The sequence below is a fragment of the Ottowia oryzae genome, assembly GCF_003008535.1.
Classification (GTDB): Bacteria; Pseudomonadota; Gammaproteobacteria; order Burkholderiales; family Burkholderiaceae_C; genus Ottowia; species Ottowia oryzae.
Window position 1 is genome coordinate 1,534,056 of the sequence record NZ_CP027666.1, and the last position, 25,534, is coordinate 1,559,589.

24 protein-coding genes are annotated in these 25,534 nt (G+C 68.4%); 11 read left to right on the top strand and 13 right to left on the bottom strand.

Translation table 11 applies throughout. The features are described 5' to 3' along the window. Positions 1-90: 90 nt before the first annotated feature. Positions 91-768, top strand: coding sequence for an iron-sulfur cluster repair protein YtfE (ytfE, locus tag C6570_RS07190; protein WP_106702609.1), 678 nt, complete (start codon positions 91-93; stop codon positions 766-768). A 14-nt stretch (positions 769-782) separates the two neighbouring features. After that, positions 783-3,065 (top strand): nitric-oxide reductase large subunit, encoded by a 2,283-nt coding sequence (locus C6570_RS07195; RefSeq protein WP_106702610.1) that lies wholly within the window; start codon positions 783-785, stop codon positions 3,063-3,065. Between the two features lie 288 nt (positions 3,066-3,353). Here C6570_RS07195 and C6570_RS07200 read toward each other — a convergent pair whose 3' ends face one another. The 13 genes from C6570_RS07200 to C6570_RS07260 form a co-directional block, all read right to left on the bottom strand. Beyond that, entirely contained in the window at positions 3,354-4,163 is an 810-nt protein-coding gene (locus C6570_RS07200) for a family 1 encapsulin nanocompartment shell protein (protein ID WP_106702611.1), read from the bottom strand. An 81-nt stretch (positions 4,164-4,244) separates the two neighbouring features. Further along, positions 4,245-5,387, bottom strand: a complete 1,143-nt coding sequence (locus tag C6570_RS07205) for a Dyp-type peroxidase (protein ID WP_245896336.1) — start codon at positions 5,385-5,387, stop codon at positions 4,245-4,247. 252 nt (positions 5,388-5,639) lie between these two features. Then, positions 5,640-6,416 (bottom strand): exodeoxyribonuclease III, encoded by a 777-nt coding sequence (gene xth / locus C6570_RS07210; RefSeq protein ID WP_106702613.1) that lies wholly within the window; start codon positions 6,414-6,416, stop codon positions 5,640-5,642. 320 nt (positions 6,417-6,736) lie between these two features. After that, positions 6,737-7,297, bottom strand: a complete 561-nt coding sequence (locus C6570_RS07215; protein ID WP_106702614.1) for a DUF488 domain-containing protein — start codon at positions 7,295-7,297, stop codon at positions 6,737-6,739. Next, on the bottom strand, positions 7,294-7,512 hold the full coding sequence (locus C6570_RS07220) for a hypervirulence associated TUDOR domain-containing protein (protein WP_106702615.1): 219 nt from the start codon (positions 7,510-7,512) through the stop codon (positions 7,294-7,296). Before C6570_RS07220 ends, C6570_RS07215 begins: the two co-directional genes overlap by 4 nt. A 64-nt stretch (positions 7,513-7,576) precedes the next feature. After that, positions 7,577-8,083 carry a dihydrofolate reductase gene (locus C6570_RS07225; protein WP_106702616.1) on the bottom strand — a complete coding sequence of 169 codons (507 nt, stop codon included), beginning with the start codon at positions 8,081-8,083 and terminating at the stop codon, positions 7,577-7,579. Positions 8,084-8,086: 3 nt separating this feature from the next. After that, positions 8,087-9,379, bottom strand: a complete 1,293-nt coding sequence (locus C6570_RS07230) for a TRAP transporter large permease (RefSeq protein ID WP_106702617.1) — start codon at positions 9,377-9,379, stop codon at positions 8,087-8,089. After that, on the bottom strand, positions 9,376-9,870 hold the full coding sequence (locus C6570_RS07235) for a TRAP transporter small permease (protein ID WP_106702618.1): 495 nt from the start codon (positions 9,868-9,870) through the stop codon (positions 9,376-9,378). The genes C6570_RS07230 and C6570_RS07235 overlap by 4 nt, the downstream gene beginning before the upstream one ends. 157 nt (positions 9,871-10,027) lie before the next feature. Continuing rightward, positions 10,028-11,068, bottom strand: coding sequence for a DctP family TRAP transporter solute-binding subunit (locus C6570_RS07240; RefSeq protein ID WP_106702619.1), 1,041 nt, complete (start codon positions 11,066-11,068; stop codon positions 10,028-10,030). 13 nt (positions 11,069-11,081) lie between these two features. Beyond that, positions 11,082-12,005, bottom strand: coding sequence for an alpha-ketoacid dehydrogenase subunit beta (locus tag C6570_RS07245; protein ID WP_245896437.1), 924 nt, complete (start codon positions 12,003-12,005; stop codon positions 11,082-11,084). Positions 12,006-12,142: 137 nt separating this feature from the next. Then, positions 12,143-13,144 (bottom strand): thiamine pyrophosphate-dependent dehydrogenase E1 component subunit alpha, encoded by a 1,002-nt coding sequence (locus tag C6570_RS07250; RefSeq protein WP_245896338.1) that lies wholly within the window; start codon positions 13,142-13,144, stop codon positions 12,143-12,145. 419 nt (positions 13,145-13,563) lie between these two features. After that, positions 13,564-13,872, bottom strand: a complete 309-nt coding sequence (locus C6570_RS07255; protein ID WP_106702620.1) for an NIPSNAP family protein — start codon at positions 13,870-13,872, stop codon at positions 13,564-13,566. A gap of 30 nt (positions 13,873-13,902) precedes the next feature. Beyond that, positions 13,903-14,733 carry a thymidylate synthase gene (locus C6570_RS07260; RefSeq protein ID WP_106702621.1) on the bottom strand — a complete coding sequence of 277 codons (831 nt, stop codon included), beginning with the start codon at positions 14,731-14,733 and terminating at the stop codon, positions 13,903-13,905. Between the two features lie 63 nt (positions 14,734-14,796). Between C6570_RS07260 and C6570_RS07265 the strand changes: the two genes are divergently transcribed. From C6570_RS07265 to C6570_RS07315, 9 genes are all read left to right on the top strand, one after another. Next, positions 14,797-15,342 (top strand): ion channel, encoded by a 546-nt coding sequence (locus C6570_RS07265; RefSeq protein WP_106702622.1) that lies wholly within the window; start codon positions 14,797-14,799, stop codon positions 15,340-15,342. A 132-nt stretch (positions 15,343-15,474) separates the two neighbouring features. Next, on the top strand, positions 15,475-16,149 hold the full coding sequence (locus C6570_RS07270; protein ID WP_106702623.1) for a hemerythrin domain-containing protein: 675 nt from the start codon (positions 15,475-15,477) through the stop codon (positions 16,147-16,149). A 173-nt stretch (positions 16,150-16,322) separates the two neighbouring features. Beyond that, the gene (gene imuA / locus C6570_RS07275) at positions 16,323-17,390 is read left to right on the top strand and encodes a translesion DNA synthesis-associated protein ImuA (RefSeq protein ID WP_106702624.1); all 1,068 of its coding nucleotides are present in this window, start codon (positions 16,323-16,325) and stop codon (positions 17,388-17,390) included. Further along, positions 17,356-19,419 carry a hypothetical protein gene (locus tag C6570_RS07280; protein WP_106702625.1) on the top strand — a complete coding sequence of 688 codons (2,064 nt, stop codon included), beginning with the start codon at positions 17,356-17,358 and terminating at the stop codon, positions 19,417-19,419. Before imuA ends, C6570_RS07280 begins: the two co-directional genes overlap by 35 nt. Further along, positions 19,412-23,821 carry a helix-hairpin-helix domain-containing protein gene (locus tag C6570_RS18395; protein WP_164675503.1) on the top strand — a complete coding sequence of 1,470 codons (4,410 nt, stop codon included), beginning with the start codon at positions 19,412-19,414 and terminating at the stop codon, positions 23,819-23,821. Before C6570_RS07280 ends, C6570_RS18395 begins: the two co-directional genes overlap by 8 nt. Positions 23,822-24,185: 364 nt before the next feature. Then, the gene (locus C6570_RS07300) at positions 24,186-24,395 is read left to right on the top strand and encodes a hypothetical protein (RefSeq protein ID WP_106702626.1); all 210 of its coding nucleotides are present in this window, start codon (positions 24,186-24,188) and stop codon (positions 24,393-24,395) included. A gap of 52 nt (positions 24,396-24,447) precedes the next feature. Beyond that, entirely contained in the window at positions 24,448-24,708 is a 261-nt protein-coding gene (gene infA, locus C6570_RS07305) for a translation initiation factor IF-1 (RefSeq protein ID WP_106702627.1), read from the top strand. Positions 24,709-24,755: 47 nt separating this feature from the next. Next, entirely contained in the window at positions 24,756-25,043 is a 288-nt protein-coding gene (locus C6570_RS07310) for an RNA recognition motif domain-containing protein (protein WP_106702628.1), read from the top strand. Between the two features lie 224 nt (positions 25,044-25,267). Further along, the gene (locus C6570_RS07315; RefSeq protein WP_106702629.1) at positions 25,268-25,477 is read left to right on the top strand and encodes a hypothetical protein; all 210 of its coding nucleotides are present in this window, start codon (positions 25,268-25,270) and stop codon (positions 25,475-25,477) included. The last annotated feature ends 57 nt before the right edge of the window (positions 25,478-25,534 follow it).

A 25,534-nucleotide genomic window follows, 5' to 3' on the forward strand; every position in this document is an offset into this window, starting at 1 on the left:
TCGCCACTGCCGCCGGCCTCGCGCTGCCCGCGGGCGCGAGGCCGGCAGGCCGGCTCACCCACTCCACCCCATCCCCCCCGGAGAAACAGCATGAATCTGATGGACCAATCCCTGGGCCAGTTGGCCCGCCAAATCCCTGGCGCCACGCGCGTCTTTGAAGCGCACCGCGTCGATTTCTGTTGTGCCGGCAACCGCACGCTGCGCACAGCGGCCGCCGCCGCAGGCCTGGACGCCGAGGCCGTCGCCGCCGAACTGCAGGCGCTGCAGGCGCGCGGCGCGCAGGTGGATGAGCCGGACCTGCGCCAGTTCAGCGACGAGGCGCTGGTCGAGCTGGTGCTGAACCGCTACCACGCGGTGCACCGCGAGCAGCTGCCCGAGCTGATCCGCCTGGCCAGCCGGGTCGAGCAGGTTCACGGCGACCGCGAGGGCTGTCCCCACGGCCTAGCAGAGCACCTGAACACCATGGCGCAAGAGCTGGAAAGCCACATGCGCAAAGAAGAGATGGTGTTGTTCCCGCTGATCGTGCGGGGCCAGGGCGCCAGGGCGGGCATGCCCATTGGCGTGATGCGCGCCGAACACGACGAGCACGGCGCGGCGCTGCAGCGCCTGTACGAACTGACGAACGACATCACGCTGCCGCGCGGCGCGTGCACCACCTGGCATGCGCTGTACGCGGGCCTGAAGGCGTTCCGCGATGACCTGGTCACGCATATCCACATCGAAAACAACATCCTGTTCGAGCGCTTCGCGCCCGCAGCAGTGCACTGAAAGACGAGGGCCCCATGGGACCGTACAAGAAATATTGGTACGCGCTGATCGGCGTATGCATCGTGATGTTCTCTTTGCTCGGCTACTTCGGTGCCGAGGTCTACCGCTCGGCGCCGCCGGTGCCCAGCAAGGTGACGACGGTCGATGGCCGCACCCTCTTCACGGGCGAGCAGATCCTCGACGGCCAGACCGCGTGGCAATCGGTGGGGGGCATGCAGCTGGGCTCCATCTGGGGGCACGGCGCTTACCAGGCGCCAGACTGGACGGCCGACTGGCTGCACCGTGAGCTGTCCGCCTGGCTGGACCTGGGCGCCCAGGCGGTTCACGGCAAGCCCTACGCCCAGCTCGACGTTGGCGCGCAGGCCGCGCTGCGCGCGCAGCTGAAGGCCGAATACCGCGGTAACGGCCTCCAGGCCGGTGACACCCTGGTGGTCAGCGAGCGGCGCGCGCAGGCCATGGCGCAGACGGCGCAGTACTACGACCGGCTTTTCGCCGACGACCCCTCGCTGGTCAAGAGCCGCGAGCATTTCGCGATGAAGGAAAACACGCTGCCCAGCGCCGAGCGGCGCCAGGCGATGACGCACTTCTTCTTCTGGACGGCGTGGGCCGCAGGCACCGAGCGGCCCAACAGCCACGTGACGTACACCAACAACTGGCCGCATGAGCCATTGATCGACAACGTGCCCAGCGGCGAAAACATCGTCTGGTCCATCGCCAGCGTGGTGATCCTGCTGGCGGGCATCGGCTTTCTGGTGTGGGGCTGGGCCTTCCTGCGCGACCACGACGAGCCGCTGCCGGCCGCCCCCGCACGCGATCCGCTGACCAGCTTCGCGCTGACGCCCTCGCAGCGCGGCCTGGGCAAGTACCTGTTCCTGGTGGTGGCGCTGTTCGTGTTCCAGGTGTTCATCGGCGGCTTTACGGCGCACTACACCGTTGAGCGCAGCTTCTACGGGATCGACCTGTCGCAGTGGTTCCCGTATTCACTCACGCGCACCTGGCACATCCAGGCCGCGCTGTTCTGGATCGCCACGGGTTTTCTGGCCGTGGGCCTGTTCCTCGCGCCCATCATCAACGGCGGGCGCGACCCGAAGTTCCAGAAGCTGGGCGTGGATGTGCTGTTCTGGGCGCTGGTCTTCGTTTGCGTTGGCTCTTTCGTCGGCAACTACCTGGCCATCGCGCACAAGATGCCCGCCGAATGGAGCTTCTGGCTCGGCCACCAGGGCTACGAATACGTGGACCTGGGCCGCATCTGGCAGATCCTGAAGTGGGTGGGCATCCTGCTGTGGCTGGTGCTGATGCTGCGCGGCGTGCTGCCCGCGCTCTTCGCCCGCACCAAGGAAGACAAGAACCTGCTGGCGCTGCTGACGGCTTCGGTGGGCGCCATCGGCCTGTTCTACGGTGCGGGCCTGTTCTACGGCGAGCGCACCAACCTGTCGGTGATGGAGTACTGGCGCTGGTGGGTGGTTCACCTGTGGGTGGAAGGCTTCTTTGAAGTCTTCGCCACCACCGCGCTGGCGTTCGTGTTCAGCAGCATGGGTCTGGTTTCGCGCAGCATGGCCACCACGGCCAGCCTGGCGTCGGCTTCGTTGTTCCTGCTGGGCGGCATTCCCGGCACCTTCCACCACCTTTACTTTGCGGGGACCACCACGCCGGTGATGGCCGTGGGCGCTTCGTTCAGTGCGCTGGAAGTGGTGCCGCTGATCGTGCTGGGCCACGAGGCGTGGGAGAACTGGCGCCTGAAAGCGCGCGCCGACTGGATGGCCAAGCTCAAGTGGCCGCTGATGTGCTTCGTGGCCGTGGCGTTCTGGAACATGCTGGGCGCGGGCGTCTTCGGCTTCATGATCAACCCGCCGATTTCGCTGTACTACATCCAGGGGCTGAACACCACGCCCGTGCACGCGCACTCGGCCCTGTTTGGGGTGTACGGCTTCCTGGCGCTGGGCTTCACGCTGCTGGTGCTGCGCTACCTGCGCCCGCAAGTGGTGTTCAGCGAGGCGCTGATGAAAACCGGCTTCTGGGGCTTGAACCTGGGCTTGGTGCTGATGATCTCCACCAGCCTGCTGCCCATCGGCGTGATCCAGTTCCTGGCCAGCGCCAGCGAAGGGCTGTGGTACGCGCGCAGCGAACAGTTCCTGCAGCAACCGATTTTGGTCACGCTGCGCTGGGTGCGCACCTTCGGCGACGTGGTCTTCATCGTCGGCGCCATCGGCGTGGCGCTGCAGGTGGTGCTGGGGCTGATGGGCCGCAGCAGCCGCGCAGCCCCCGCGGCGCTCCGTCAGGCGGTGCAGGCGGGCTGAGCGCGCGGCACGCTCGAAAGAGCAAGGGGCTCTCACCACCGGGTGCGGGCCCTTTTTTATGAGCGAGAAGAATCCAATGAAAAGTGCTGCCAGCGCAGGATGGACGTGCGCCGGCTGCTATGAACTTGATAGTCAATGCCGTGGCGTGCAGGCCGTGCAGGGCGGGCAGCGCGCACCCCGGCGCCCGCATCGCCATCCACGGCCATCCCGCATGACCCGGGCGAAAAAAAACCCGCGCAGGTGCGCGGGCGGCTCGGTCGGGCGGCGGTGCCGCCCTGGCCCCATGGATCAGGCCTGCGGCAGGATGGCCACGGCCGCCTCGGCCGTCAGCAGGCGGAAGGTCAGGTTCTCTTCGAGGTAGAGCTTCACCGTGGTTTCGGTGTGGCTGAGGTAGCCGATGGAAAGGTCACGGCCCAGGTTCAGCTCGAAATCGCCACCGCGGGTAGACAGCACGTACGCCCCTTCGATGGCCGGCGCCCAGATGATGTTGTCGGCGCCCACCAGGCGCTGAATGTGGTTGAGCACCGGGTAGCCCTTGTCGTTGGCCTCTTGCAGCGCGGTGTAGGCGTTGGCGCCCAGCACGGCCACGTACGGGCCATCCACGCCCACCAGCTTGAGCTGCTTGAGTGCGGCGGCAATCACGTCGGGGTAGTCGGTGGCCTGCGCGGGCAGCGTCAGCACGGGGTTGGACGTGCCTTCGCGGATGCCCTCGATGCCCGCGGCCGCGTAGCCCAGGAAGATGGTTCGGTCTTCGGCATAGGCCAGCTGTTCGGCCGCGTCCTTGGCGGGCTGCCAGTCCGAATCTTCGGCGCCGCGTTCCACATCGTCGATGGCCTCGCGCGTCAGCTCGAACGGCACCCGAAACTCCACCAGCGGCATGACCACGCGCTGGCGGGCAACCACGCCTTCCTGTGGCGCGGGCAGCGGCCTGAGGTGACCGGTGCCGATGGCCGAGCGCTTCACGCCCGATTCGGCCATCTCCACGTCGACCGAGCGGCGCCCGGCCAGGTTGCGCTGGAAGGTGCGGGTGACTTCTTCCTCGATCTGCTTCCAGGCAGCGTCGGAAATGGGGGCAAGTTCACGGTGAAGGTTGTTCATGGGGGCTCCTGAAAGGTACTGCCGCTCAGCGGCTTTGAAAACGGGGTGAATCGTGCGGTGCGACAGCGCTGCGCGGCCGCATCAGTTGCTGGCGTCGGGCGCGGGGCCGCTGGCGCTGGGCGCCTGGCTCCACTGCGGCTGGCCTTTCAGCGAGCCGATGGGCAGCGTGCCGCTGCTGACGGGCGCGGCCACGGGCGCCGTCGGCACCGATCCGCTGGCCGGCGCAGCGCCGGGGGCAAAGGGGTTGCCATCGCCCAGCGCGGCCAGCAAGGTGGCCGAGGGCACGAAGAACAGCGTGCCGGTCACGGCGGTGCTGAAGTCCAGCAGGCGGTCGTAGTTGCCCGGCGGGCGGCCGATGAACATGTTGATCAGCATCTGCTCGGTGATGGCCGGGTCGCGCGCGTAGCCGATGAAATACGTGCCGTATTCGTTGCGCGCCGCGTTGGCGAACGGCAGGTTGGCCCGCACGATGGACAGCTGGTTGCCCTCGGCGTCCTCGATCACGTTCAGCGAGGAATGCGAGTTGGTCGGCTTGACGTCTTCGGCCATCTCGATGTTGCCCTGCTTGGACCGGCCGATCACGCGTTCCTGCTCGTCGGTCGCGGTGGCATTCCAGGCCTTCATGTCGTGCAGGTACTTCTGCACGATGACGTAGCTGCCTTCCTTGAAGCGCGGGTCCTCATCGCCCACCAGGGTGGAGGCCAGCGCGTCCTGGCCGTCGGGGTTTTCCACGCCGTCCACAAAGCCGATCATGGCGCGCGCCTCGAAATAGCGAAAGCCATGCACTTCGTCCACCGCCACGACGGCGTCGCCCAGCGCGTTCATGCACTGCATCGCCATCTCGAAGCACATGCGCTCTGACTTCGCGCGGATGTGCAGCAGCAGATCGCCGGGCGTGGAAGGCGCAAAGTGCTTGTCGCCCCGCAAAGGCTGAAACTCGTGCAGGCCGGCAGGCCGGGGCGCGCCGAAAAGGCGATCCCACGCGGGCGAGCCGATACCCACCACCATGCTGAGCTGTTCTTCGGGAATGCGGCGCTCCACGCTGCGGATCAGCGCGGCGGTGTTGCCGAAAAAGGCTTTCACCGTGTCCTCGGCCTCGTCGCCGGGGGTGATGTTCAGCACGATGAAGTGCGCGGCCATGGGCAGCGGCACGTTGACGGCCTGGGCGGCGGGCGCTTCAACAGGCGCCATCGGAAGTTTTGCGGAAGGGGTGGAATCGGCCATGTTGGGATGAATTCGGCGTGGGATTCAGGCGAAAAGAGGGCGGCAGATGGCCCGCTGGGCGGGATGCTCAGGCGGCGTAGGCGTGCTGCGCAGTGGCGCCGGACAAGTGCCCAGCGCGAGCGCGAAAGCCTTGTCCGATCTGCCAGCCAGTGGCAATGCTAGGCTTCAGCGCGCAAGGCCGTCCACGCATCCATCCCATCTGGTCGCCTTGTTTTGATTTTGAGCCTTATATGGTGGCGCAGCCCCGCGTATTCAAGACAACGTCACCGTCACCGGTGCGTGGTCGCTGGGCTTGGGCCATTTGCGCGGAACGCGGTCGATGCTGCACGCACTCAGCTGCGGCAGCAGCGGCGCGCTGACCAGGATGTGGTCAATCCGCAGGCCGCGGTTCTTCTGGTAGCCCAGCATGCGGTAGTCCCACCACGAATAGCTTTTGTCCGGCTGATCGAACTGGCGAAAGGCGTCTGTCAAACCCAGGCCCAGCAGCTCCTTGAAATGCTGGCGTTCTTCGGTGGTGTGGTGAATGGTTTCGGCCAGGCCCACCGGGTCGTAGCTGTCGCGGTCTTCGGGGGCGATGTTGAAGTCGCCCACCAGCACCAGGCGCGGGTGCGCTGCCAATTCGGTCTGCAGCCAGCTTTGCAGGCCCGTCAACCAGCGCATCTTGTAGGCAAACTTGTCGCTGCCCGGCTCTTGCCCGTTGACGAAATAACCGTTGACCACGCGCACCGGGCCGCCAGGGCCGGCCACCGTGCCGGCGATCACGCGCGAATTCTCGTCGGCAAAGCCGCCGATGTTGCGCACCACGTCGGCCACGGGCGTGCGCGACAGCAGCGCCACGCCGTTGTACGTCTTCTGGCCGAAAACGGCCGCTTCGTAACCCGCTTCGCGCAGCGCGTCGTGTGGAAACTTGTCGTCGGTCAGTTTCAACTCTTGCAGCGCCAGCACATCGACCGGGTTGGCGGCCAGCCAGTCCAGCACGTGCTGCAGGCGGGCGGTGAGGGAGTTGACGTTCCAGGTGGTGATTTGCATGGGCAGGCTTCTTGCTGATCCAGTGGCGGCGAGGGCGCGCCAGCGACAACGGGCTTTATAGACCGATTTGACCCCGAATTCCGCGCCATGAAGGCTGCAGGCGGGTTCGCGCCCTGGCCAACGCAGCCGGGCTGCGGGGGCCGCCGCCGTGTTGCGATGGGCCGGAGGATTGGGGTGGCTTCGTGCTCTGGCGCAGATGCAGCGGGCGCTGGCAGCTATCAAAAGCAGAGTAATTCAAGGTCGCGCGGCGGCGGCGCCCGCTCGGTCGTGCCTGACTCTTGCACGGCCACTGATGCGCCCTGCGTGCCATGTTCGCCGCGCTACGCTCGCGGCGCTTCTTCCGGGTAAGTCACCGTGCCGTCGGTGTGAACCACGGCGCCGGGCGTCAGTCGGGCGGGCTCGATCTTCTTGTCGATGATGTTGAACACGCTTTCACCCGCAGCCAGCAGGTAGTCGGCAATGATGCGGCGGTGGCAGCGCCACCACACGGCTTCTGAGCACATGATGGCGCAGCGCTCTTGCTGGCCTTCTTCGCGCAGCGTCTTCAGCGCCGCCTGAAAGCGCGGCTGCAGCGCCCAGTCGGCGTAGTTGTGAAAGCTGGCGTTGTCCCAGAAAGCGTTGACCTCGGGCGCCACCTCGCGCTGGCGGCCGCGCCGCCCGCCCAGGTCTTCCAGCCGCTCGTAGGCGATGCCGCGCTCGGCCAGCGCGCGCGCCAGTTCTTCGCTGTTGAACTGCGGGTTGGTGCGCGAGCGGGGAAAGGTGCGCACGTCGATCAGCCGCGTCACGCCCGCGGCGTGCAGGTGCTCGGCCAGCGCATCCACCGTCAGCGTGGAATGGCCAATGGTGAAGTACGGCAGGCGATCGGCCACGGGCGCGCTCATGGGCCGCTGATGCGGTGCAGCGCCGCGCCTTTGTGCACGGCCAGGTGGTCGGTCTTGTCGCTCTGGATTTCGTACTGCGGATCGGCTGCGCTGGCGTGGTGGGTGTAGCCCTTCCAGTCGAAATCCTGCGTGTGGATGCGCACGATGCGGCCGCTGACCTGCCCGGCCTCGGAATTCCAGCCCACGTGCTCGCCCACCTTGAATGCTTCGCTCATGCTTGCCCTTGAACAGACTGCTCTCGGGCGATTGTGGCGCCAGTGCGCCGCGCGTGTTTGGCGCTCAGCGATCCGCCCGGCGCCGCCAGGTGACAAAGGCGCCGCGCAGGCCGGTGCGCGACTCAAACGGCTCGCGCGCCACTTCCTGCCATTCGGGGCCGATGGCGGGCGCGTGGGCGTCGCCGTCGAAGTCGGCGTCGATCTCGGTCACCACCAGCTCGTCGGCCAAGGGCATCGCCTGGGCATAGATCTGCGCGCCGCCGATCACCCAGGCCTGGCTCGGTGTGCCGTCAAGGTTCTCTGCTTTTTGTAGCGCGTCGCGCAGGCTGGACGAGCGCTGGGCGCCTGTTTCATTCCAATCTTCCTGGCGGGTGATGACGATGTTGGTGCGCCCCGGCAGCGGGCGAAAGCGCGGCGGGATCGAATCCCACGTGCGCCGGCCCATGACGACCGGGTGGTTCAGCGTGACGCGCTTGAAATGCGCCAGGTCTTCCGGCAGATGCCAGGGCATCACGCCGCCCTGGCCGATGACGCCGTTGCGCGCGCGGGCGTAGATAAGTCCGACTTTCATGGCTCAATAGCCTAAAGCACGCGGCAGCCACATCACCACCGAAGGCACAAAGGTGCACAGCGCCAGCACCGACGCCATGAACAGCACCAGTGCGAAGGCCCAGTAGGTGGTGGATTCCATGGACGTTTCGGCAAACTTGCAGGTGACCACCAGGTTCAGCCCCACCGGCGGGTGGAACTGGCCGAGGGCGATGTTCAAGGTCATCAGCACGCCGAACCACACCGGGTCCCAATGGAAGTGCTGCATGATCGGGATGAACAGCGGCAGGAAGACGAAGAAGATCGAAATGCCGTCGATGAACATGCCGGCCACCAGCAGGATCAGGTTGATGGCCAGCAGCATCAGCACTTCGGACGAGATGTGGCCGACCAGGAAGTTGGCCATGTGCTCGAAGGTGCCCAACGCGTTGCTGGCCACGGCAAACACCGAGGCCAGTGCCAGGATGGTGAGGATCACCGCCGAGATCTCGCACGCCTCCACCAATATCTCGTAGATGGTGCGCCAGCTCAGCGAGCGGTACACCAGCACGCCCACCGCGAAGCCGTACACCACGGCCAGCACGGCCGCCTCGGTAGGGGTGACCACGCCGGTGCGCAGGCTGCCCAGGATGATGACGGGGGCCATCAGCGCCCAGATGGCTTCGCGCAGGCTCTTCCAGAACGGCGGGCGCGGCTCGTCGGCCTCGTTGCCCACCTTGTGGCGGCGTGCCAGCCAGATCGAGCCGACGATCAGCGCCAGGCCGGCCAGCACGCCGGGCACCATGCCCGCGGCAAACAGCGCCGGTACGCTGGCAGCGGGCACCAGCATGCTGTAGATGACGAAGGCGATGGAAGGCGGTATCAGGATGTCGGTCGAGCCGCCCGCCGCCACCACGCTGGCCGCAAAGCCGCGCGGGTAGCCGGCCTTGATCATCTGCGGAATCATCACCGCGCCCACGGCCGACGAGGCGGCGGGGCCCGAGCCGGAGATGCCGCCCAGGATCATCGCCACCAGGATGGCCGTGGCCGCCAGCCCGCCGCGCCGCGGCCCGACGATGGACGAGGCAAAGCGCACCATCGACCCGGCGATGCCCGCGCGCTCGAAAATGATTCCGGCCAGCACGAACATCGGAATCGCCAGCAGCGGGTACTTGGAGATGCTGTTGTAGACGTTCAGCGGCACCGAGGACAGGCCCAGGTCGGCAAACGCCACCACCACGGTGCCCGCCAGGCCCAGCGTGACGGCCAGCGGCACGCCGGCCAGCAGCAAGAAAACAAACAGCGCAAACAGAATGGCGCCCAGCGCGTCGTAGCTCATGCGGGCGCTCGCTTGAACAGCAGCTGCAGCAGCCGGAACTCGACCAACGCCGACAGCACCGGCACCGACAGCGTGTACCACCACTGCGGCACGCCCAGGCCGGGCGATGTCAGGCCCGTCTCGAAGTCGTCCCACCACATCAGCGCGCCATACCAGGTCAGCACGCCGAACATGGCCAGCCCGCACGCCAGGGCAAAGCGGCGCTGCCAGAGCCGCCCGCGCGCGGGCAGCTTGTCCACCAGAAAGGTGATCGCCAAATGGTGGCCGCGCGTGAACGCGGTGGCGGCGCCGATAAAGGTCATCACCACCACCAGGAACACCGAGAACTCTTCGGTGAAAGCGAACGAGATGTTGGTGAAGTACCGCGTGAGCACGTTGGCGAAGGTGATCACGCACAGCGCGGCCATGATCAGCGCGGCCAGGGCATCTTCGATATGAAAAGGCCGCGACTCGCGCGGCTCAGGGGGTAGCTCGGGGCTGGGCTGCGTCATGGGTGTCTCGCCAGGGCATGGGTGCTTCGGCGGGCGGGCCAAAGCAATCCGTTAACTATGAAAATGATAGCTGCCGGCGCTTTCTGCACAAGCGCCAGAGGCGGTTTTGGTTATGAATGGCGCGCTGCGGGTTTCACCGCAAGCGCGCTGCAGGCCACTACTTGCCCCGCGTGGCGGCCACGGCGGCCTGCGCCTTTTTCACCAGGTCGGCGCCGATCTGCGGCGTCCACTTGTCGATCACGGGCTTGGTGGCGGTGGCAAAGGCCTGCTGCTCGGCCGGGGTGAGCACCGTCACCTTGGTGCCGGCGGCGGTGGCCTGCTTGATCAGCTCATCGTCGCCCGGGCTGGTGCCTTTGCGCGTGTCGGCAATCTCGGCCTTGGCGGCTTCGATGGCGGCCTGCCGCACGATCTCGCGGTCGGCGGGCGTCCAGCTGTCCCAGGCCTTTTGCGACACGGCAAACACCAGCGGGTCGTTGACGTAGTTCCACTTGGTCAAGAACTTCTGGTTGAGCGACGTCATCTTGGCGCCCACGAACAGCGCCAGCGGGTTCTCCTGCCCGTCCACGGCGCCGCTTTGCAGCGCGGGCTGCGCATCGGCGAAGGTCATCTGCGTGGGGTTGGCGCCCAGGGTGGTGTAGATGTCGTTGAAGATCGGCGAGCCGACCACGCGGAACTTCAGGCCCTTGAGGTCTTCGGGCTTGCGGATTTCGTGCTTCGAGTTGCTGATCTCGCGGGCACCGTTCTCGCCCCAGGCCAGCGGCACCACGCCGCGCTTGGCTATCAGGGCGAACAGGTCCTTGCCGACCTCGCCCTTGGTCAGCGCGTCAAAGGCTTTCTCATCGGGCACCAGGAAGGGCAGCAGGAACAGGTTCAGCTCCTTCACGTGCGGCGCCCAGTTGATGACCGACGCCACGTTGAAATCCAGCGTGCCCTGGCGCAGCGCGGTGAACTCGCGCGTGGTTTCGCCGCCCACCAGCGACGAGCCCGGGTACCACTTCACCGTGATGCGCCCTTGCGTCCTTTCACTGACCAGCTTGGCCCAGGTTTCCGCGCCGCGCCCCAGCGGGAAGGCGTTGTTCACGTTGGTGGACAGGCGGTACTCGGGCTTATAGGGCGCTTGCGCAAGAGCCGGGGTGGCGGCGGCCCACGAGGCCGCGGCCGCAGCGGCGAGCAAGGCGCCTTGGATGGTCAGTTTCATGGTTTCCTCAGGGTCAGCGTTGGAGCAGTTTCAAGGCCGCCGCCAACACCTTGGCGGGGCCGACGCGAGCTTCTTCTTCCAGCACCGGGGCGTAACCCACCGGGATGCGCGGCGCGCCCAGGCGGGCCACCTTGGCGTGGGTGTGCTCGGCCACGGTGGCGGCAATCTCGCCGCCAAAGCCGGCCACCTGGATGGCTTCATGCACCACCAGCAGGCGCCCGGTCTTGGCCGCGCTGTTCAGCACGGCTTCCTTGTCCCACGGCCACAGCGTGCGCAGGTCGATCACCTCGGCCTGCACGCCTTGCGCCGCCAGTTGTTCGGCGGCGTCCAGGCACGCCTGCACCTGGCGCGACCAGGACACGATGGTCACGTCGCTGCCCGCGCGCGCCACGCGCGCCTTGCCCAGCGGCACGGCTTCGCCCAGCGTGACGGGGCCGGTGGTGGGCCACAGCTCTTTGTGTTCCATGTAGACCACCGGGTCGCCCGACGCGATGGCCGACAGCAACAGGCCGTGGTTGTCCGCCGGGGTGCCGGGTGTGACCACCACCAGGCCGGGAATGTGGGCAAACCACGCCTCCAGCGACTGGCTGTGCTGCGCCGCCGACGCCGACCAGATGCCGATGGGCATGCGCATCACCGTGGGCACGCGGCCCTGGCCGCCAAACATGTAGCGGTTCTTCGCAGCCTGGTTGACCACTTCGTCGATGGCGCACAGGGCAAAGTCCACCACGCGCAGCTCCACCACGGGCTTGATGCCGGCCAGCGCCATGCCCACGGCGGCGCCGACGATGGTGCTTTCAGAAATGGGGGTGTCGATGATCCGGTCAGGCCCGAAGCGCTTGACCAGCGGCACGCCTTCGGCATCGCGGTATTGGCCGAACACGCCTCCACGGCCCAGGTCTTCGCCCAGGGCGACCACGGTGGGGTCGGCGTCCATCACTTGCGACAGCGCCAGCGCAGCGGCTTGCGAATAAGTCAACGTGCCCCCACGCTCCCCGGCTTCGCGTGGCTCGCTGCCCCCCGAGGGGGCCTTCGCGCCTTCGGGCGGCCGTGCGGCGCTCATGTTCACGGTGCTCATGCCCACACCCCCGCGCCGGTGTTCTGAATATCGGTGTACGCGGCCGCCTTGTCGGGCGGCGGCGCGGCGGTGGCGGTAGCCACGGCGGCGTCGATCTCGGCCTTGGCGGCCTGATCCACCTGGTCGGCTTGCGCGCCCAGGCCTTGCTCGACCAGGCGCGCACGCGCGCGGGCAATGCCGTCGCGCGCCAGTGCTGCGGCCACGGCGGCAGGGTCGCGGTACAGGCCTGGGTCTACCGATACGTGGCCCTTGTGCCGATCGGTCAGTGCGTGCAGCAGGCGCGGGCCGCTGCCTGCGCGAATCTCGCGAATCAACTCAGCCGCCGCCTCGCTGACGGCCTGTGCGTCGGTGCCGTCCACCTGCACCGCAGCAATGCCCATGGACGAGGCGCGCGCACTGGCGCCGGGGCCGGCTGTCATGGCGGCGCTTTCCGTGGTGGCCGAAATGCGGTTGTCCTCACACACGAACAGCACGGGCAGGTGGTACACCACGGCCCAGTTCAGCGCCTCCATGAACGGGCCGCGGTTGATGGCGCCGTCGCCGAAGAAGCACACGGCGATGGCGTCCTGACCGCGGATCTTCAGGCCTTGCGCCGCGCCCACGGCGATCGGCAGGCCGGCCGCCACGACGCCGTTGGCGCCCAGCATGCCGACCGAAAAGTCGGCAATGTGCATCGACCCGCCCTTGCCGCCGTTGTAGCCCGTGGCGCGGCCAAACAGCTCGCACATCATCTTGGTGGCGTCGGCGCCCTTGGCCAGCGTGTGCCCGTGCCCGCGGTGGGTGGACGTGAGCAGGTCGGCGGGCTTGAGGTGCGCGCATACACCGGCGGCCACGGCTTCCTGCCCGGTGGACAGGTGCAGCGGCCCGCGCACCAGCGCGGGTTTGTCAGAGGCTTGTTTGCCCCAGGCGGCCACGCCGCCTTGGCTGGAGATTTCGGCCGCGTCTTCAAAGGCGCGAATCCGCACCATCGTGCGGTAGAGGGAGAGCAGGTCGGGCATGTGTCTCGTTGTTGTCGTCATCACGCCATGCCCGATACCGGAATGGCGCTCTAGAAAACCCGCGAGGTTACTGAATGCCCCGCGGCCTAGGCAACCAATACGTCGTCATATCGATATGCCGCACAAATCATAAAAGCGCGTGGTGCGGTGCAGCGGCCAAGGTGTCGCCCATGCGCAGCCGCACGCGCGCGCTGGCGCGAGGCTGATTCACAAGCCTGGCTCGAATGGGATGTAGGCCGCTGCGCAGCATGGGAAAAACGCGGCAGCAACGGAGGCTGCGACGCAGCGCGCAGGTTCAATCGACCCGCGCCGCTACAGCTGGTCAAAGCGCCGACAGCGCCATGCTGCGGCCCGCGAAGGCATTGCCAAGCGCTGGGCGACGCGCAGGCTGCGGTGCAGCTCAGCCTGCTTGCGCAGGATCAGCCGCGAAAGACGGGCCGGAAGAAGCTGCGTTCGTAGCTGACGATGCAGCGCGTGTCTTCGGCGTACTGAAAAGCGGCCTGGCATTCCGCGTCTTCCAGCGATTGCGTGCGGTACGCCTCATACAGCGCCAGGCTGGGGAAGGTGAACATCGCGAGCGCGATGTTGTTGGCCCCTTCGGACGGCAGGAAATAGCCGTGGTGCTGCCCGCCAAAACGCTCCACCAGCGGAATCCACAGCTTGCCGTAATGCTCGAATTCCTTGAGCTTGAACGGGTCGATGACGTAGCGCAGGTAACAGGTGATCATGGTGCCAGGGTGTGCGAAAGCCACGCCGCGTCAGACCGCCACGGGCGCCTTGATCGCCGCGTGGTGCTGGTAGTCGGTGAACTCGAAATCGTCAAACTCGTAGTCAAAGATGGACGCGGGGCGGCGCTTGATGACCAGTTGCGGGTACGCAAAAGGCTGGCGCGAAAGCTGCAGCGCCACCTGCTCGGTGTGGTTGCTGTAGATATGGCAATCGCCGCCCGTCCAGATGAAGTCGCCCACTTGCAGGTCGCACTGCTGCGCCAGCATGTGCGTCAAGAGCGCATAGCTGGCGATGTTGAAGGGCACGCCCAGAAAGATGTCGGCGCTGCGCTGGTACAGCTGGCAGCTCAACTTGCCGTCGGCCACATAGAACTGGAAGAACGCATGGCAGGGCATCAGCGCCATCTTGGACAAATCGGCCACGTTCCAGGCGCTGACGATGATGCGGCGGCTGTCCGGGTTGGTCTTGAGCTGCTTGACCACTTCGGCAATCTGGTCGATGTGGCCACCGTCCGGCGTGGGCCAGCTGCGCCATTGCACGCCGTACACCGGGCCCAGGTCGCCGTCGGGCTTGGCCCACTCGTCCCAAATCGTCACGCCGCGCTCACGCAGCCAGTTGTTGTTGGACGAGCCGGTCAGGAACCACAGCAGTTCGTAAATGATGCTTTTGACGTGCACCTTCTTGGTGGTGACCAGCGGAAAGCCCTCGTTCAGATCAAACCGCATCTGGTAGCCGAACACGCTTTTCGTGCCCGTGCCCGTGCGGTCGGTCTTGGCCACGCCGTGCTCGGCCACGTGGCGCATGAAGTCTTCGTATTGATGGCGGATGGGGCGCGCCGGCGCCGCTGCGGGGGATGTCATGGGCAGGATTTTCGCCCAGCCACCCAGGCCGTTGCTTGGCTGGGGTGAAGCACAATCGCCCGCATGATCGACCTGCGCCAGTACCCCGCGCTTTTGCGCCGCCAGCCCAGCGCCTTGCTGCTGGGCGCGCAGCTGCTGGGCGTGGTGCTGTCGGCGTGGAACGAGGTGCAGCCCTCGCGCCTGCTGACCTTTGCCATCGCCTTGGCCGAATCGGCCTTCTATTTCTACGCCGCCGCGTCGCTGATGGCCTACATGCTGCACGACGACCACGCCAGCCGCGACGAGCTGTACGCCGCCGCCGCCACCTTCACCGTGCTGGCCTGGGCGTTTGCGCACCTGTTTGCCGCCTGCCAGGCGATAGCGCCACACAGTTTTGGCGCGCAGTTTCATCCTGAGCAGCCGCGCACCTGGACAGAGTTGCTCTTTCTCAGCTTTTCCACCCTGTCGGGCGTGGGGCTGGGCGACATCGTGCCGCTGCGGCCCATGGCGCGCGGGCTGGTGATGCTGGGCGAATTCGCGGGGGTGATGTATTTGGCGCTGGTGGTGTCGCGGCTCGTGGGCCTGCTGACGTTGCGCCGTGGCGGTGCCGGGCGCGACGACGCGCGGTAAGCACGGGGCCGCGCGCCGCAGGGGCCGGCGCTTTTGTCCTACAGCAGGGCTGGCGGGGCTTGGCTTAACCTGAGCCGCGCCACCCGGCCAGGCCGCCGCAGCGGCTGCGTACAACACCCAAGGAATCCCACCGTGCCGAAGACCCGACGCCCCTCTGCCGCGCACGAACGCGCTGGCGCCAAGACCCATTCCACGCGCCCGAATGCGGCCCCAGCCAAGCCCAAGGCCAGCGCCAAGCAGGCCAAGGCCCAGGCCGTTGCCAAGGCCAAAGCCGTGGCGCCCGACGTGCCCGCGCTGCTGGGCAGCACGCCGGCCACCCCATTCCGCGGCAACCCGGACATCTTTGGCCGTCTGGTCGAAGACCACGACCGCCACCGCGCACTGCTGGCCATGATCGACGCCACCCACGGCAAGTCGCCCGAGCGAAAGCGGCTGTTCAAAGAATTGGTGCTGGAGATCAAGGGCCACGCCGCCGCCGAAGAGCAGGCGCTGTGGTCCAGCGTGATGCGCCACCCGGCCACCACCGAAGACGCGCGCCACGCCGTGGGCGAGCACAAGGAGATGGACAAGCTGCTGGCCGATCTGGCCGCGCGCGACATGGCCTCCAGCGGTTGGCTGCGCCGCTTCGCCAAGGTGCGCGACGAGTACCTGCACCACATCCGCGAAGAAGAGCAGGAGCAGTTCGTCGCCGCTGAAAAACAACTGGCCGCCGCCGACATCCGCTACATGCGCCAGGTGTTCAACCGGCGCAAGCGCGAAGAAAAAGCCAGTGCCAAGGTAGAAAAGAAGATCCGGCTGAAAGATTGAGCGCAGCCGCCACGGCTTGGCATTGATCGGGCCCCCATACATAGATAGGGCAGGCTGCTCATCAGGCTGTAGCAAGCTTTCCAAGCCCCGCCAGCGCTGGCGGGATGGCGCAAGAATCGCTTGCCAAGGGGGCAAGTGCAGCACCAAAATACTGTACATAAATACAGTTATTTATGGGTGCGAACACTGCTTTTTCCGTCGACCAGGCGGCCTTGCACGGCGTCTGGATGGCCGACGCGCTGGCGCCGCTGGATGCTGCCGTCAGCCCCACCGGCCACGCCGCGCTGGATGCGCAGTTGCCCGGCGCCGGCTGGCCATTGGGCGCCTTGGTCGAATTGCTGCAGGCCACCTCGGCCAGCAGCCTGTGGCCCCTGATGCTGCCCGCGCTGGCGCAGCAGGCGCAAACCGGGCGCGTCGCCCTGATTCAGGCCCCGCATGAGCCCTATGTACCCGCGCTGGTGGCGGCGGGCGTGCCCTGGGCGCAGGCCTTGTGGATCACCCCCGCCACGCCCGCCCAAGCTGCGTGGGCGGCCGAGCAGGCCTTGCGCTGCCAGGACGTGGGCGCCGTCGTGGCCTGGCTGCCGCGCGCCAACGCGGGCGATCTGCGGCGCCTGCACCAGGCGGCAGCCTCTACCGGCGCCTTGCTGTTCGTGGTGCGCCCGGCCCAGGCGGCGCAAGCGGCCTCGCCAGCGCGCGTGCGGCTGCGGGTGGCTTCGCAGCTACCGCCCCTCAGCCGGCCGCGCCTGCGGCTGGTTGGCGCGGCCGGCGCGCCGCCAGAAGGGCAGGTCGATGCCCGCTTGCCGCAGTTGCGTATTGACCTGATCAAGCGCCGGGGGCCGCCGCTGGCCACGCCGATCTGGCTGTCCGCCGCCAGCCCCGCCTTGCTGAGCGTGCTGCGCGCGGCGCAGGTGCTGCTGGCGCCTGCGCCCGCGCCTTGGCAGACGTTCACCACGTCGGTGCTGGCAGAGCAGGTTCCGGCGCCGCCAGCGACGACAACGCTGGCACCCACCTCGCCAACGGCCCCGGAGCCGGCCTCCGTGCCAACTATCCCGCTCGTACCCTGGGCGCCGCCGGGCAGCGCCAACGCGCCCGCAAGAACTACTGCGCCCGCGCCCAGCGTGCACTTGCTGCGGCCACGCCGCCTTCGCCCCGCGCAGGCCCAGCTGGCGCTGCCTCCTTTCACACCGCCTGCTGCGGATAAAGACCATGCACTGGCTCGCCCTGCAGTGGCTGCGGCCTGACGCGCCGGCCCAGGCAGGCGCCACGGCCATGCCACCCCGCCAAAGTGCAGCGGGGGCGCCCGGCGCGCAGGGGCCAATGCCCGTTGCCCCGCCGCTGTCGCCCGACGCGCTGGCCTGGTGGGCGCTGGGCTTCACACCGCACGTCGCCTGGGTGGATGAAGGCTTGCTGTTGGAGGTGTCGGCCTGCGAACGCCTGTGGGGCGGGCGGCGCGCGCTGCTGCGCCAGGTGTGGGCGTCGCAGCCGGCCGATGGGGCCGTGCACGGCGCGCAGGGGCCGACCAGCCTGGTGGCGCTGGCGCGGCTGCGGCTCAAGGTGCTGGCGGCCGATTCAGAGCGGCGCCCGGCAGGCGGGACGGCCGCCACACCGCACGCGCCCCCGCGCGCCGCCGATTTGCCCCTGCACACCCTCAGCGCCGCGCGCCCGCACTTGGCCGTGTTGGGCCAACTGGGCTGCCGCCGCTGGGGCGATCTGGTCGCGCTGCCCCGCGCCGGGCTGGCGCGGCGCTTTGGCCCGGCCCTGGGGCGGGCGCTGGATGTGGCCCTGGGGCACGCGCCCGACAGCCTCGCCTGGATCACCCCGCCCGACACGTTTGAGCAAACCCTCGAGCTGCCCGAGCGCGCCGACACCGCCCCGGCCCTGCTCTGGTCGGCGCGGCGCCTGCTGCAAACCCTGCAGCACTGGCTGGCCGCGCGCCACCAGGGCGTGCGCGCGCTGGAGCTGACCTGGCGTTTCGACCAGCGCCGCCTGAACGGGCAGGAATTGCCGCCGCAGCAATCGGTGCTGCTGCGCACCGCCGAGCCCGTGCAGGCCATGGCCCACCTGCAGCGCCTGCTGGCCGAGCGGCTGGCCCGCACTGCCATGCTGGCGCCCGCACGCAGCCTGTGCCTGCGCGCCGTCGACACAGCCCCCTGGCAGGCCGAAACCCCCAGCTTCCTGCCTGAAGACCAGCCGCGCGGCGATCCCTGGCACGTCTTCATCGAACGCGTCAGCGCCCGCCTGGGTGCGCACAACGTGCGCGTGCCCGTCGCCCAGGCCGACCACCGCCCCGAAGGCCGCCAGCACTGGCAAAACGCCGAACAAACCCTGCGCCGCCCGACCGCGCCAACCCGCCGCGCCGGCCGGGCCAACCCCGCAGGCCCGGGCACGCAGGCAGCACCCCAAGGAATCCGCATGAACCCCACCACATCCGCCACATCCGCCACCCCCGCCACCCCCGCTGCACGCCAACTGCCCGACGCCCTCAGCCCCACTTGGCTGCTGCGCCCACCCCAGCCACTGGCCATCGCCCCCGACCAGCAGCCGCTGTACCACGGCCAGCCCCTGCGGCTGATCTCTGGCCCCCAGCGCGTCGAAGCGAGCTGGTGGTTGGGTGCTGACACCGAAGCAGAGCCACCGCCGAGCGCCGAAGAAAGCTTGATCGCACGGAGCGGCGAGTCGAGCAGCCCCGCCTCGGATCAGGACACCAAGCCACGCACAGCGGGCGAGCGTGTCGGTGCAGAAGCCACCGCCCGGCCACGCGAAGGCGGCACCATCACGGCCCCTGGCATGTCCAGGAGCTCTTCCCTGGACCGGGGCAGCGCAACAGGTGCAGCCGTGGAGCGTGGGGGCCCACGAGCCGCCGCTCGGCCGCCCGGAGGTGGCTCAGCGCCGGCTCCTGGCACGTCCAGGGGCCCTTCCCTGGACCGGGGCAGCGGACCATGCGAAGTAGGGGAGCGTGAGGGCCCACGAGCCGCCGCCCGGCCGCCCGGAGGCGGCTCCACCCCCTCGGGGGGCAGTGCAACAGGCGCAGCCGTGGAGGGTGGGGGCCCACGAGCCGCCGCTCGGCCGCCCGAAGGCGGCTCAGCCCCCACGGGGGGCAGCGCACCATGCGAAGCAGGGGAGCGTGGGGGCCCCATCTGTCGGGACTACTTCATCGCCCAAAGCGCCACGGCCGAGTTGTTGTGGATCTACCGCGAGCGGCCCACCCATGCGCAACCCGGTGCGGCGGGCGCTGCGCCGCGCTGGTTTCTGCACGGCCTGTATGCCTGAGCCCAGCCGCAAGGCGCAGCAGCTGCTCGCCGAAGCCGCCCGCCGGGCGATGCGCGCCGCGCCGCCGCTGCCTGCATCGCGCGCGCCGCAGCGGCCGACCGAAGCGCCCGCGCCCGAAGATCCGCCCGGCACGCGCGCGCCCGGCACGCCCAGCCAAGCGGGCGAACAAGGCGCACCCGGCACACCCAGCTCGCAGGCCGCCCCGCCGCCGTACGCCGAGCTGCACTGCCTCACGCACTTCAGCTTCCAGCGCGGCGCCAGCAGCCCGCAAGAGCTGGTGCACCGCGCCTGGGCGCTGGGCTACAGCGCGCTGGCCATCACCGACGAATGCTCGGTGGCCGGCGTGGTGCGCGCCTGGCAGACGCTGGGCGAGCTGGAGAAATCCGCAGCCGCCCCCGGCGACGGCAGCGTCGGTGCCCAAGCGCTGGCCGCGCTGCACAGCGCCCGCGCGGCCAGCGGCATGGGCGCCGCGCCGCTGCAGCTCATCTACGGCAGCGAATTCCGTTTTGACCCTACCACCGCCACCGCGCCGGGCGCCCCGCTGGCCGAGCAGGGCACGCTGGTGGTGCTGGCGCGCGATCTGGCCAGCTGGGGCCAGCTGTGCACCTTCATCACCCGCTGCCGAGGCGCGGCCGCCAAGGGCGCTTACCGCCTGCCGCCGCTGCCCGTGGCGCTGGCCGCCTTGCCGGGCTGCGAACGCCTGTGGGCGCCCGACCGGCCCAGCCTGCTTACCATGCTGAATGCTTCTGATTTTGTAGCTGCCAGCGCTGGTCAGTCGGGCGCCGGCGGCCTCTTTGGCATGATGACCGGGCTGCTGCTGCAGCTGCACGCCGAACCTGACGACGCCCTGCACCAGCTGGCCCTGCAGCACCTGGCCGCGGCCACCGGCCTGCCGCTGGTGGCCGCGGGCGACGTGCACATGCACCTGCGCGCCCGCAAGCGCCTGCAGGACGTGATGACCGCCATCCGCATCGGCCGGCCGGTGGCGCAGTGCGGCTTTGCCCTGCAGCCCAATGCCGAACGCCACCTGCGCCCGCGCCCGCGCCTGGCCGAGGTGTACACGCCCCCTGCGCTGGCCGCCACGCTGGCCGTGGCCGCGCGCTGCCGCTTTCGGCTGGACGAGGTCCAATACAACTACCCGCGCGACGGCGTGCTGCCGGGGCTGACGCCCACGCAAACGCTGCGCCGCCTGACCTACGAAGGCGCCGCGCAGCGCTACCCCCACGGCATTCCGCCGCCCATCGTGGCGTTCGTCGAAAAAGAACTCACGCTGATCGCCGAATGCGGCTACGAGATGTTCTTCCTCACCGTGCACGACATCGTGCGCGCCGCGCGGCGCCTGGGCATCCTGTGCCAGGGGCGCGGCTCGGCGGCCAACTCGGTCGTCTGCTGGTGCCTGGGCATCACCGCGGCCGACCCTGAAAAATCCCACCCGCTGCTCGAACGCTTCATCAGCAAGGCGCGCCGCAATGAGCCGCCCGACATCGACGTCGACTTTGAGCACGAGCGGCGCGAGGAAGTCATCCAGTACATCTACCGCCGCTACGGCCGCCACCGCGCCGCGCTGGCCGCCACCGTCATCTGCTACCGCACCCGCAGCGCGCTGCGCGACGTGGGCACCGCGCTGGGCGTGGACGCGCGGCTGGTGGACGCCTTCGCCAAAGACCACCACTGGTTTGAAATCGAGCCGCCGCCCGACCGCCCGAAAGCGGCGAGCGCCCCCTCGGGGGGCAGCGCAACAGACGAAGGCGTGGAGCGTGGGGGCCGGAGCGCCGCCGCCCGGCCGCCCGAAGGCGGCGCAGCCCCCTCGGGGGGCAGCGCAACAGACGAAGGCGTGGAGCGTGGGGGCCGTCATCACGGCTTGGCCGCGCACCGGCTGAGCGAGCTGGCGCACAGCATCGGCGCCCCCGCGCCACCCGCGCTGATGCAGCTGTGGCTGGAGCTGACGCGCCAGATCAAGGGCGCGCCCCGCCACCTCAGCCAGCACGTGGGCGGCTTCGTGCTGACCGAAACGCCGCTGCACCGCCTGGTGCCGGTCGAGCCCGCGGCGATGACGCGGGACGACGATTGGGAGGACACGCTGGGCGTATTGCCGCACGAGCCCGAGCCCGAGCACGATGGCGGCGACGCCCCAGCCATCAGCGCCAACGGCCTTGACGCTGATGTCTGCACGCCAGCGCCCGAGCCATCGCCGCTCGACCCCTGGCTGCCCGCGTCGTCCGCGCTGCGCCAGGTCATCCAGTGGGAAAAGGACGACCTGGAAGCGCTGGGCATGCTCAAGGTCGACGTGCTGGCGCTGGGCATGCTCACCGCCGTGCGCCGCTGCATTGATCTGGTCGCCAGCCGGCGTGGCACCAAGTTCACGCGCTACGACATTCAGAGCGAAGACCCGGCCACCTACCGGATGATCCGGCAGGCCGACACCGTGGGCACCTTCCAGATCGAAAGCCGCGCGCAGATGAGCATGCTGCCGCGCCTCAAACCCACCACCTTCTACGACCTGGTGGTGCAGGTCGCCATCGTGCGGCCCGGGCCCATCACCGGCGGCATGGTGCACCCCTACCTGAAGGCGCGCGAACGGCGGCGGCGCGGCTTGCCCATCGAATACGAGCTGTCGCACCACGATGTGCCTGGCCAAAAGCCCCGCCTGGCCAAGGCGCTGGAGCGCACTTTAGGCATCCCCATCTTTCAGGAACAGGTGATGGAGCTGTCCATGCTGGCCGCCAGCTTCACCGCCGAGCAGGCCGACCAGTTGCGCCGCGCCATGGCCGCCTGGAAGCGCAAGGGCGGCCTGGCCCCGTTTGAAGAAAAACTGACCCAGGGCATGCTGGGCAACGGCTACAGCGCGGACTTTGCTGCGCGCATCTTCCGGCAGATACAGGGCTTTGGCGAATACGGTTTTCCTGAAAGCCACGCCTACAGCTTTGCCCTGATCGCCTACGAAAGCGCGTGGCTGAAATGCCACGAGCCCGAGGCCTTCCTGGCCGCCATGCTCAACTCGCAACCCATGGGCTTTTACGGCCCCTCGCAACTCATCCAGGACGCTCGCCGCCACGGCGTGCAGGTGCTGCCCCCGGACGTGACGGTAAGTGGCTGGGATTGCGCTTTGGAGATGGGCGATGAAGAAAAAACACCGCCAGCGCCCGTGCCACCAGCGCCAGCAGCTATCAAAAATATAGAGATTGAAGAGGCACCACCAGCGCCAAAGCAAGAGCAAGAGCAAGAGCAAGAGCAAGAGTTTGGCGTGCCACCCGCCGTACCTTCCGCCCCGCCACCTGCGCAGAACCTGCTGTACGTGCCGCCTGCCCACACCATGGGCGCATCGCAATTCATTGCGCCGATGGCCCGGTCAGCCCAAGCTGCTGATGAAGAAAATACGCCCCCAGCGCCCGTGCCACCAGCGCCAGCAGCTATTCAATTGGAAGCAAACGCCCCAAAAGCCCACGCCAGCCCACGCCCCGCCGTGCGCCTGGGCCTGCGGCTGATCAAGGGCCTGGCCGAGGCGTCGGCCCACCGCATCGCCGCCGCGCGTGCCGCGCAGCCCTTCACCAGCGTGGACGACCTGGCCCGCCGCGCCCTGCTGGACGCGCGCGACCTGCGCCAGCTGGCCGCCGCCGACGCGCTGGCCAGCCTGGCCGGTCACCGCCGCCAGCAGGTATGGCAAAGCAGCGCCGCTCGCCACAGCCCGCGCAGCCCCATGCCACGCGCCACACCGGTTGCATCGGCTGCACCGCCGCGCGGCGCCACAACCGCCCCACGCCAGGCGGCCGAATCGGCGACCATGGCCGCGCAGCGCGCCCTGGCCAACGCCCCGCGCGGGCTGCTGCACGACGCGCCCATTCACGAAGAAGACCTGGCGCTGCCCGCCGCGCCCGAGGGCGAAGACATCGTGCACGACTACGCCGCGCTGGGCCTGACCCTGCGGCGCCACCCGCTGGCGCTGCTGCGCGAGCGGCTGGCGCGGCGCGGCGTGCGCAGCAGCGCCCAGCTGGACCGCCTGCCGCACGGGCGCAAGGTGATCGCCTGCGGCCTGGTCATCGGCCGCCAGCAGCCCGCCACGGCCAAGGGCACGATCTTCGTCACGCTGGAAGACGAAACCGGCCCGGTCAACGTGATCGTGTGGGAAAGCCTGCGCTTTGATGAGGCGCAGCGCAACGCCTTGCTGCGCTCGCAACTGCTGGCCGTGCACGGCGAATGGCAGCGCGACCAGGGCAGCGGCGAGACCCCCATGCCCCCAGGCTTCGCGGCTTCGCCTGCTGCGCTGCCCCCCGCGGGGGTGCTGGCCGCTTGGGGGCGGCCCGGCAGCGGCCAGGTGCGCCACCTGATCGCCCACCGCCTGGATGACCTGACGCACCTGCTGGGCCGCCTGGCGGGGCTGACCACCAGCCGCGATTTCCATTGACCTGCGCTGGCCGGCGGCGGCCAAGCGCAAGGCCAATGCCATCGCGGCGTGCACGATGGGCGACAAACGGCTACACTGCCCGGGTACGCACGGCTCTTCTCGTCTTCCCTGCGTCGGTTTGCATCTAGCGGACGCCACTGCGCCCTAGCGATAGCCACCCCCAGCTCACGGGCGGTCGGCCACTGTCAAGCTCTCCTCAATTCGAGCGACCCCGTTGTCCCTGACAAGGTCAACACCTTCACACCCCTGACACCGCGCGCAGCATCGCTTTGGATGCGGCCAAGCCCCGTGTCATCTGGCGGCTGGTCTGCACGCACCTTGCGCGCGGGCGCGGCCGCACCTACGCATTCATTTGATTTCTAGTATGTATTCCTCCAACACCCAAGACCGGGTGGGCCACTACCTTGTCACCCCGCTGGTCAAAGACGACGGCGCCGGTGGCTTTCTGGCCTCGGTCTCTCTTCGCCGTGGCGCGCACGACCGCGTCTACCGCTTCGCGCAGGCCTTTTCCAGCCCTGCGCGCGCTGTGCGCTACGCCATCCAGCAAGGCCGTCAACTCGCCCTGGCGCCGTAGGCACAACAAGCCAACAGCTACCCGTCATAACCCCAGCAACCAAGGAGCGCGAATGAGCAAAGAAGAACTGATCGAAATGCAGGGCACGGTGGACGAAGTGCTGCCCGATGCCCGTTTTCGCGTGACCTTGGAAAACGGCCACCAGCTGGTGGCGTACGCCGGCGGAAAGATGCGCAAGCACCGCATCCGCGTGCTGGCCGGCGACCGCGTGTCGCTGGAAATGTCGCCCTACGACTTCAACAAAGGCCGGCTGACGTTCCGCCATATCGAGCGCAGGGCACCCGCCGGCGCGGGCGCACCTCGCCGCCGTTGATGGCCCTGATCCCTTTCCCTTCACTCATATCTTTAAAGAGTTAAACCATGAACGAATCCAAACTTTACGTCGGCAACCTGAGCTACGGCGTGCGCGACGAAGACCTGCAGCGCGAATTTGCCGCCTTCGGCACCGTCGTGTCCGCACAAGTCAACGTCGACCGCGACACCGGCCGCTCCAAGGGCTTCGGCTTTGTCGAAATGGGCAGCGCCCAGGAAGCCAGCGCCGCGGTGGAAGGCCTCAATGGCCGCGACCTCGGCGGCCGCGACATGACGGTCAACATCGCACGGCCCAAGACCACATCGGGCGGCGCCCCCCGCTCCAACTGGCGCTGAGCAACGCCGCTTCGGCGGCGCGCAGGCAGGGCTGACATCCGCACGGGCTTCGCGCCCGCATCGGACCACGCCCTCCACCCCCAAGGCCGCCGGCGGCAACGCCAGGCGGCCTTGATTTTGGGCGCAGGCGCACGCACATCAGTCGCCTGCGTGCGCTGCCCGGCCGGTGCTAGCATCCTTTGACCGTCGGCAGTTCGACGATTTTTTTTAGCAGGAACCTCACCATGTCCCAGTTTCACGAAGACGCTTCGCACGGCTCGCAAGACGCGCGCCGCCACCAATACGACCACGCCACGCGCGACCAATGGCTGGACCGCGACGCCGCCCTGCAGGCCAAGTGGCGCGCCTCCAGCATGACGCGCGAAGAATTCATCCGCCACAACGAAGAGCTGATCGACCGCACCATCGACGGCCACGGCGAAGCCGGGCGCTGATCGGCTCGGCCGGGCACCGCGCCCCGGCGGGTGGGAGCGGCCCGGCATGGCCCGGCG

What these genes read in the sequence shown, in the direction of transcription:
- ytfE (WP_106702609.1), top strand. Translation starts at nt 91, where the DNA reads ATGAATCTGATGGACCAATCCCTGGGCCAGTTGGCCCGCCAAATCCCT.
- C6570_RS07195 (WP_106702610.1), top strand. Translation starts at nt 783, where the DNA reads ATGGGACCGTACAAGAAATATTGGTACGCGCTGATCGGCGTATGCATC.
- C6570_RS07200 (WP_106702611.1), bottom strand. Translation starts at nt 4,163, where the DNA reads ATGAACAACCTTCACCGTGAACTTGCCCCCATTTCCGACGCTGCCTGG.
- C6570_RS07205 (WP_245896336.1), bottom strand. Translation starts at nt 5,387, where the DNA reads ATGGCCGATTCCACCCCTTCCGCAAAACTTCCGATGGCGCCTGTTGAA.
- xth (WP_106702613.1), bottom strand. Translation starts at nt 6,416, where the DNA reads ATGCAAATCACCACCTGGAACGTCAACTCCCTCACCGCCCGCCTGCAG.
- C6570_RS07215 (WP_106702614.1), bottom strand. Translation starts at nt 7,297, where the DNA reads ATGAGCGCGCCCGTGGCCGATCGCCTGCCGTACTTCACCATTGGCCAT.
- C6570_RS07220 (WP_106702615.1), bottom strand. Translation starts at nt 7,512, where the DNA reads ATGAGCGAAGCATTCAAGGTGGGCGAGCACGTGGGCTGGAATTCCGAG.
- C6570_RS07225 (WP_106702616.1), bottom strand. Translation starts at nt 8,083, where the DNA reads ATGAAAGTCGGACTTATCTACGCCCGCGCGCGCAACGGCGTCATCGGC.
- C6570_RS07230 (WP_106702617.1), bottom strand. Translation starts at nt 9,379, where the DNA reads ATGAGCTACGACGCGCTGGGCGCCATTCTGTTTGCGCTGTTTGTTTTC.
- C6570_RS07235 (WP_106702618.1), bottom strand. Translation starts at nt 9,870, where the DNA reads ATGACGCAGCCCAGCCCCGAGCTACCCCCTGAGCCGCGCGAGTCGCGG.
- C6570_RS07240 (WP_106702619.1), bottom strand. Translation starts at nt 11,068, where the DNA reads ATGAAACTGACCATCCAAGGCGCCTTGCTCGCCGCTGCGGCCGCGGCC.
- C6570_RS07245 (WP_245896437.1), bottom strand. Translation starts at nt 12,005, where the DNA reads ATGGACGCCGACCCCACCGTGGTCGCCCTGGGCGAAGACCTGGGCCGT.
- C6570_RS07250 (WP_245896338.1), bottom strand. Translation starts at nt 13,144, where the DNA reads ATGCCCGACCTGCTCTCCCTCTACCGCACGATGGTGCGGATTCGCGCC.
- C6570_RS07255 (WP_106702620.1), bottom strand. Translation starts at nt 13,872, where the DNA reads ATGATCACCTGTTACCTGCGCTACGTCATCGACCCGTTCAAGCTCAAG.
- C6570_RS07260 (WP_106702621.1), bottom strand. Translation starts at nt 14,733, where the DNA reads ATGACATCCCCCGCAGCGGCGCCGGCGCGCCCCATCCGCCATCAATAC.
- C6570_RS07265 (WP_106702622.1), top strand. Translation starts at nt 14,797, where the DNA reads ATGATCGACCTGCGCCAGTACCCCGCGCTTTTGCGCCGCCAGCCCAGC.
- imuA (WP_106702624.1), top strand. Translation starts at nt 16,323, where the DNA reads ATGGGTGCGAACACTGCTTTTTCCGTCGACCAGGCGGCCTTGCACGGC.
- C6570_RS07280 (WP_106702625.1), top strand. Translation starts at nt 17,356, where the DNA reads ATGCACTGGCTCGCCCTGCAGTGGCTGCGGCCTGACGCGCCGGCCCAG.
- C6570_RS18395 (WP_164675503.1), top strand. Translation starts at nt 19,412, where the DNA reads ATGCCTGAGCCCAGCCGCAAGGCGCAGCAGCTGCTCGCCGAAGCCGCC.
- C6570_RS07300 (WP_106702626.1), top strand. Translation starts at nt 24,186, where the DNA reads ATGTATTCCTCCAACACCCAAGACCGGGTGGGCCACTACCTTGTCACC.
- infA (WP_106702627.1), top strand. Translation starts at nt 24,448, where the DNA reads ATGAGCAAAGAAGAACTGATCGAAATGCAGGGCACGGTGGACGAAGTG.
- C6570_RS07310 (WP_106702628.1), top strand. Translation starts at nt 24,756, where the DNA reads ATGAACGAATCCAAACTTTACGTCGGCAACCTGAGCTACGGCGTGCGC.
- C6570_RS07315 (WP_106702629.1), top strand. Translation starts at nt 25,268, where the DNA reads ATGTCCCAGTTTCACGAAGACGCTTCGCACGGCTCGCAAGACGCGCGC.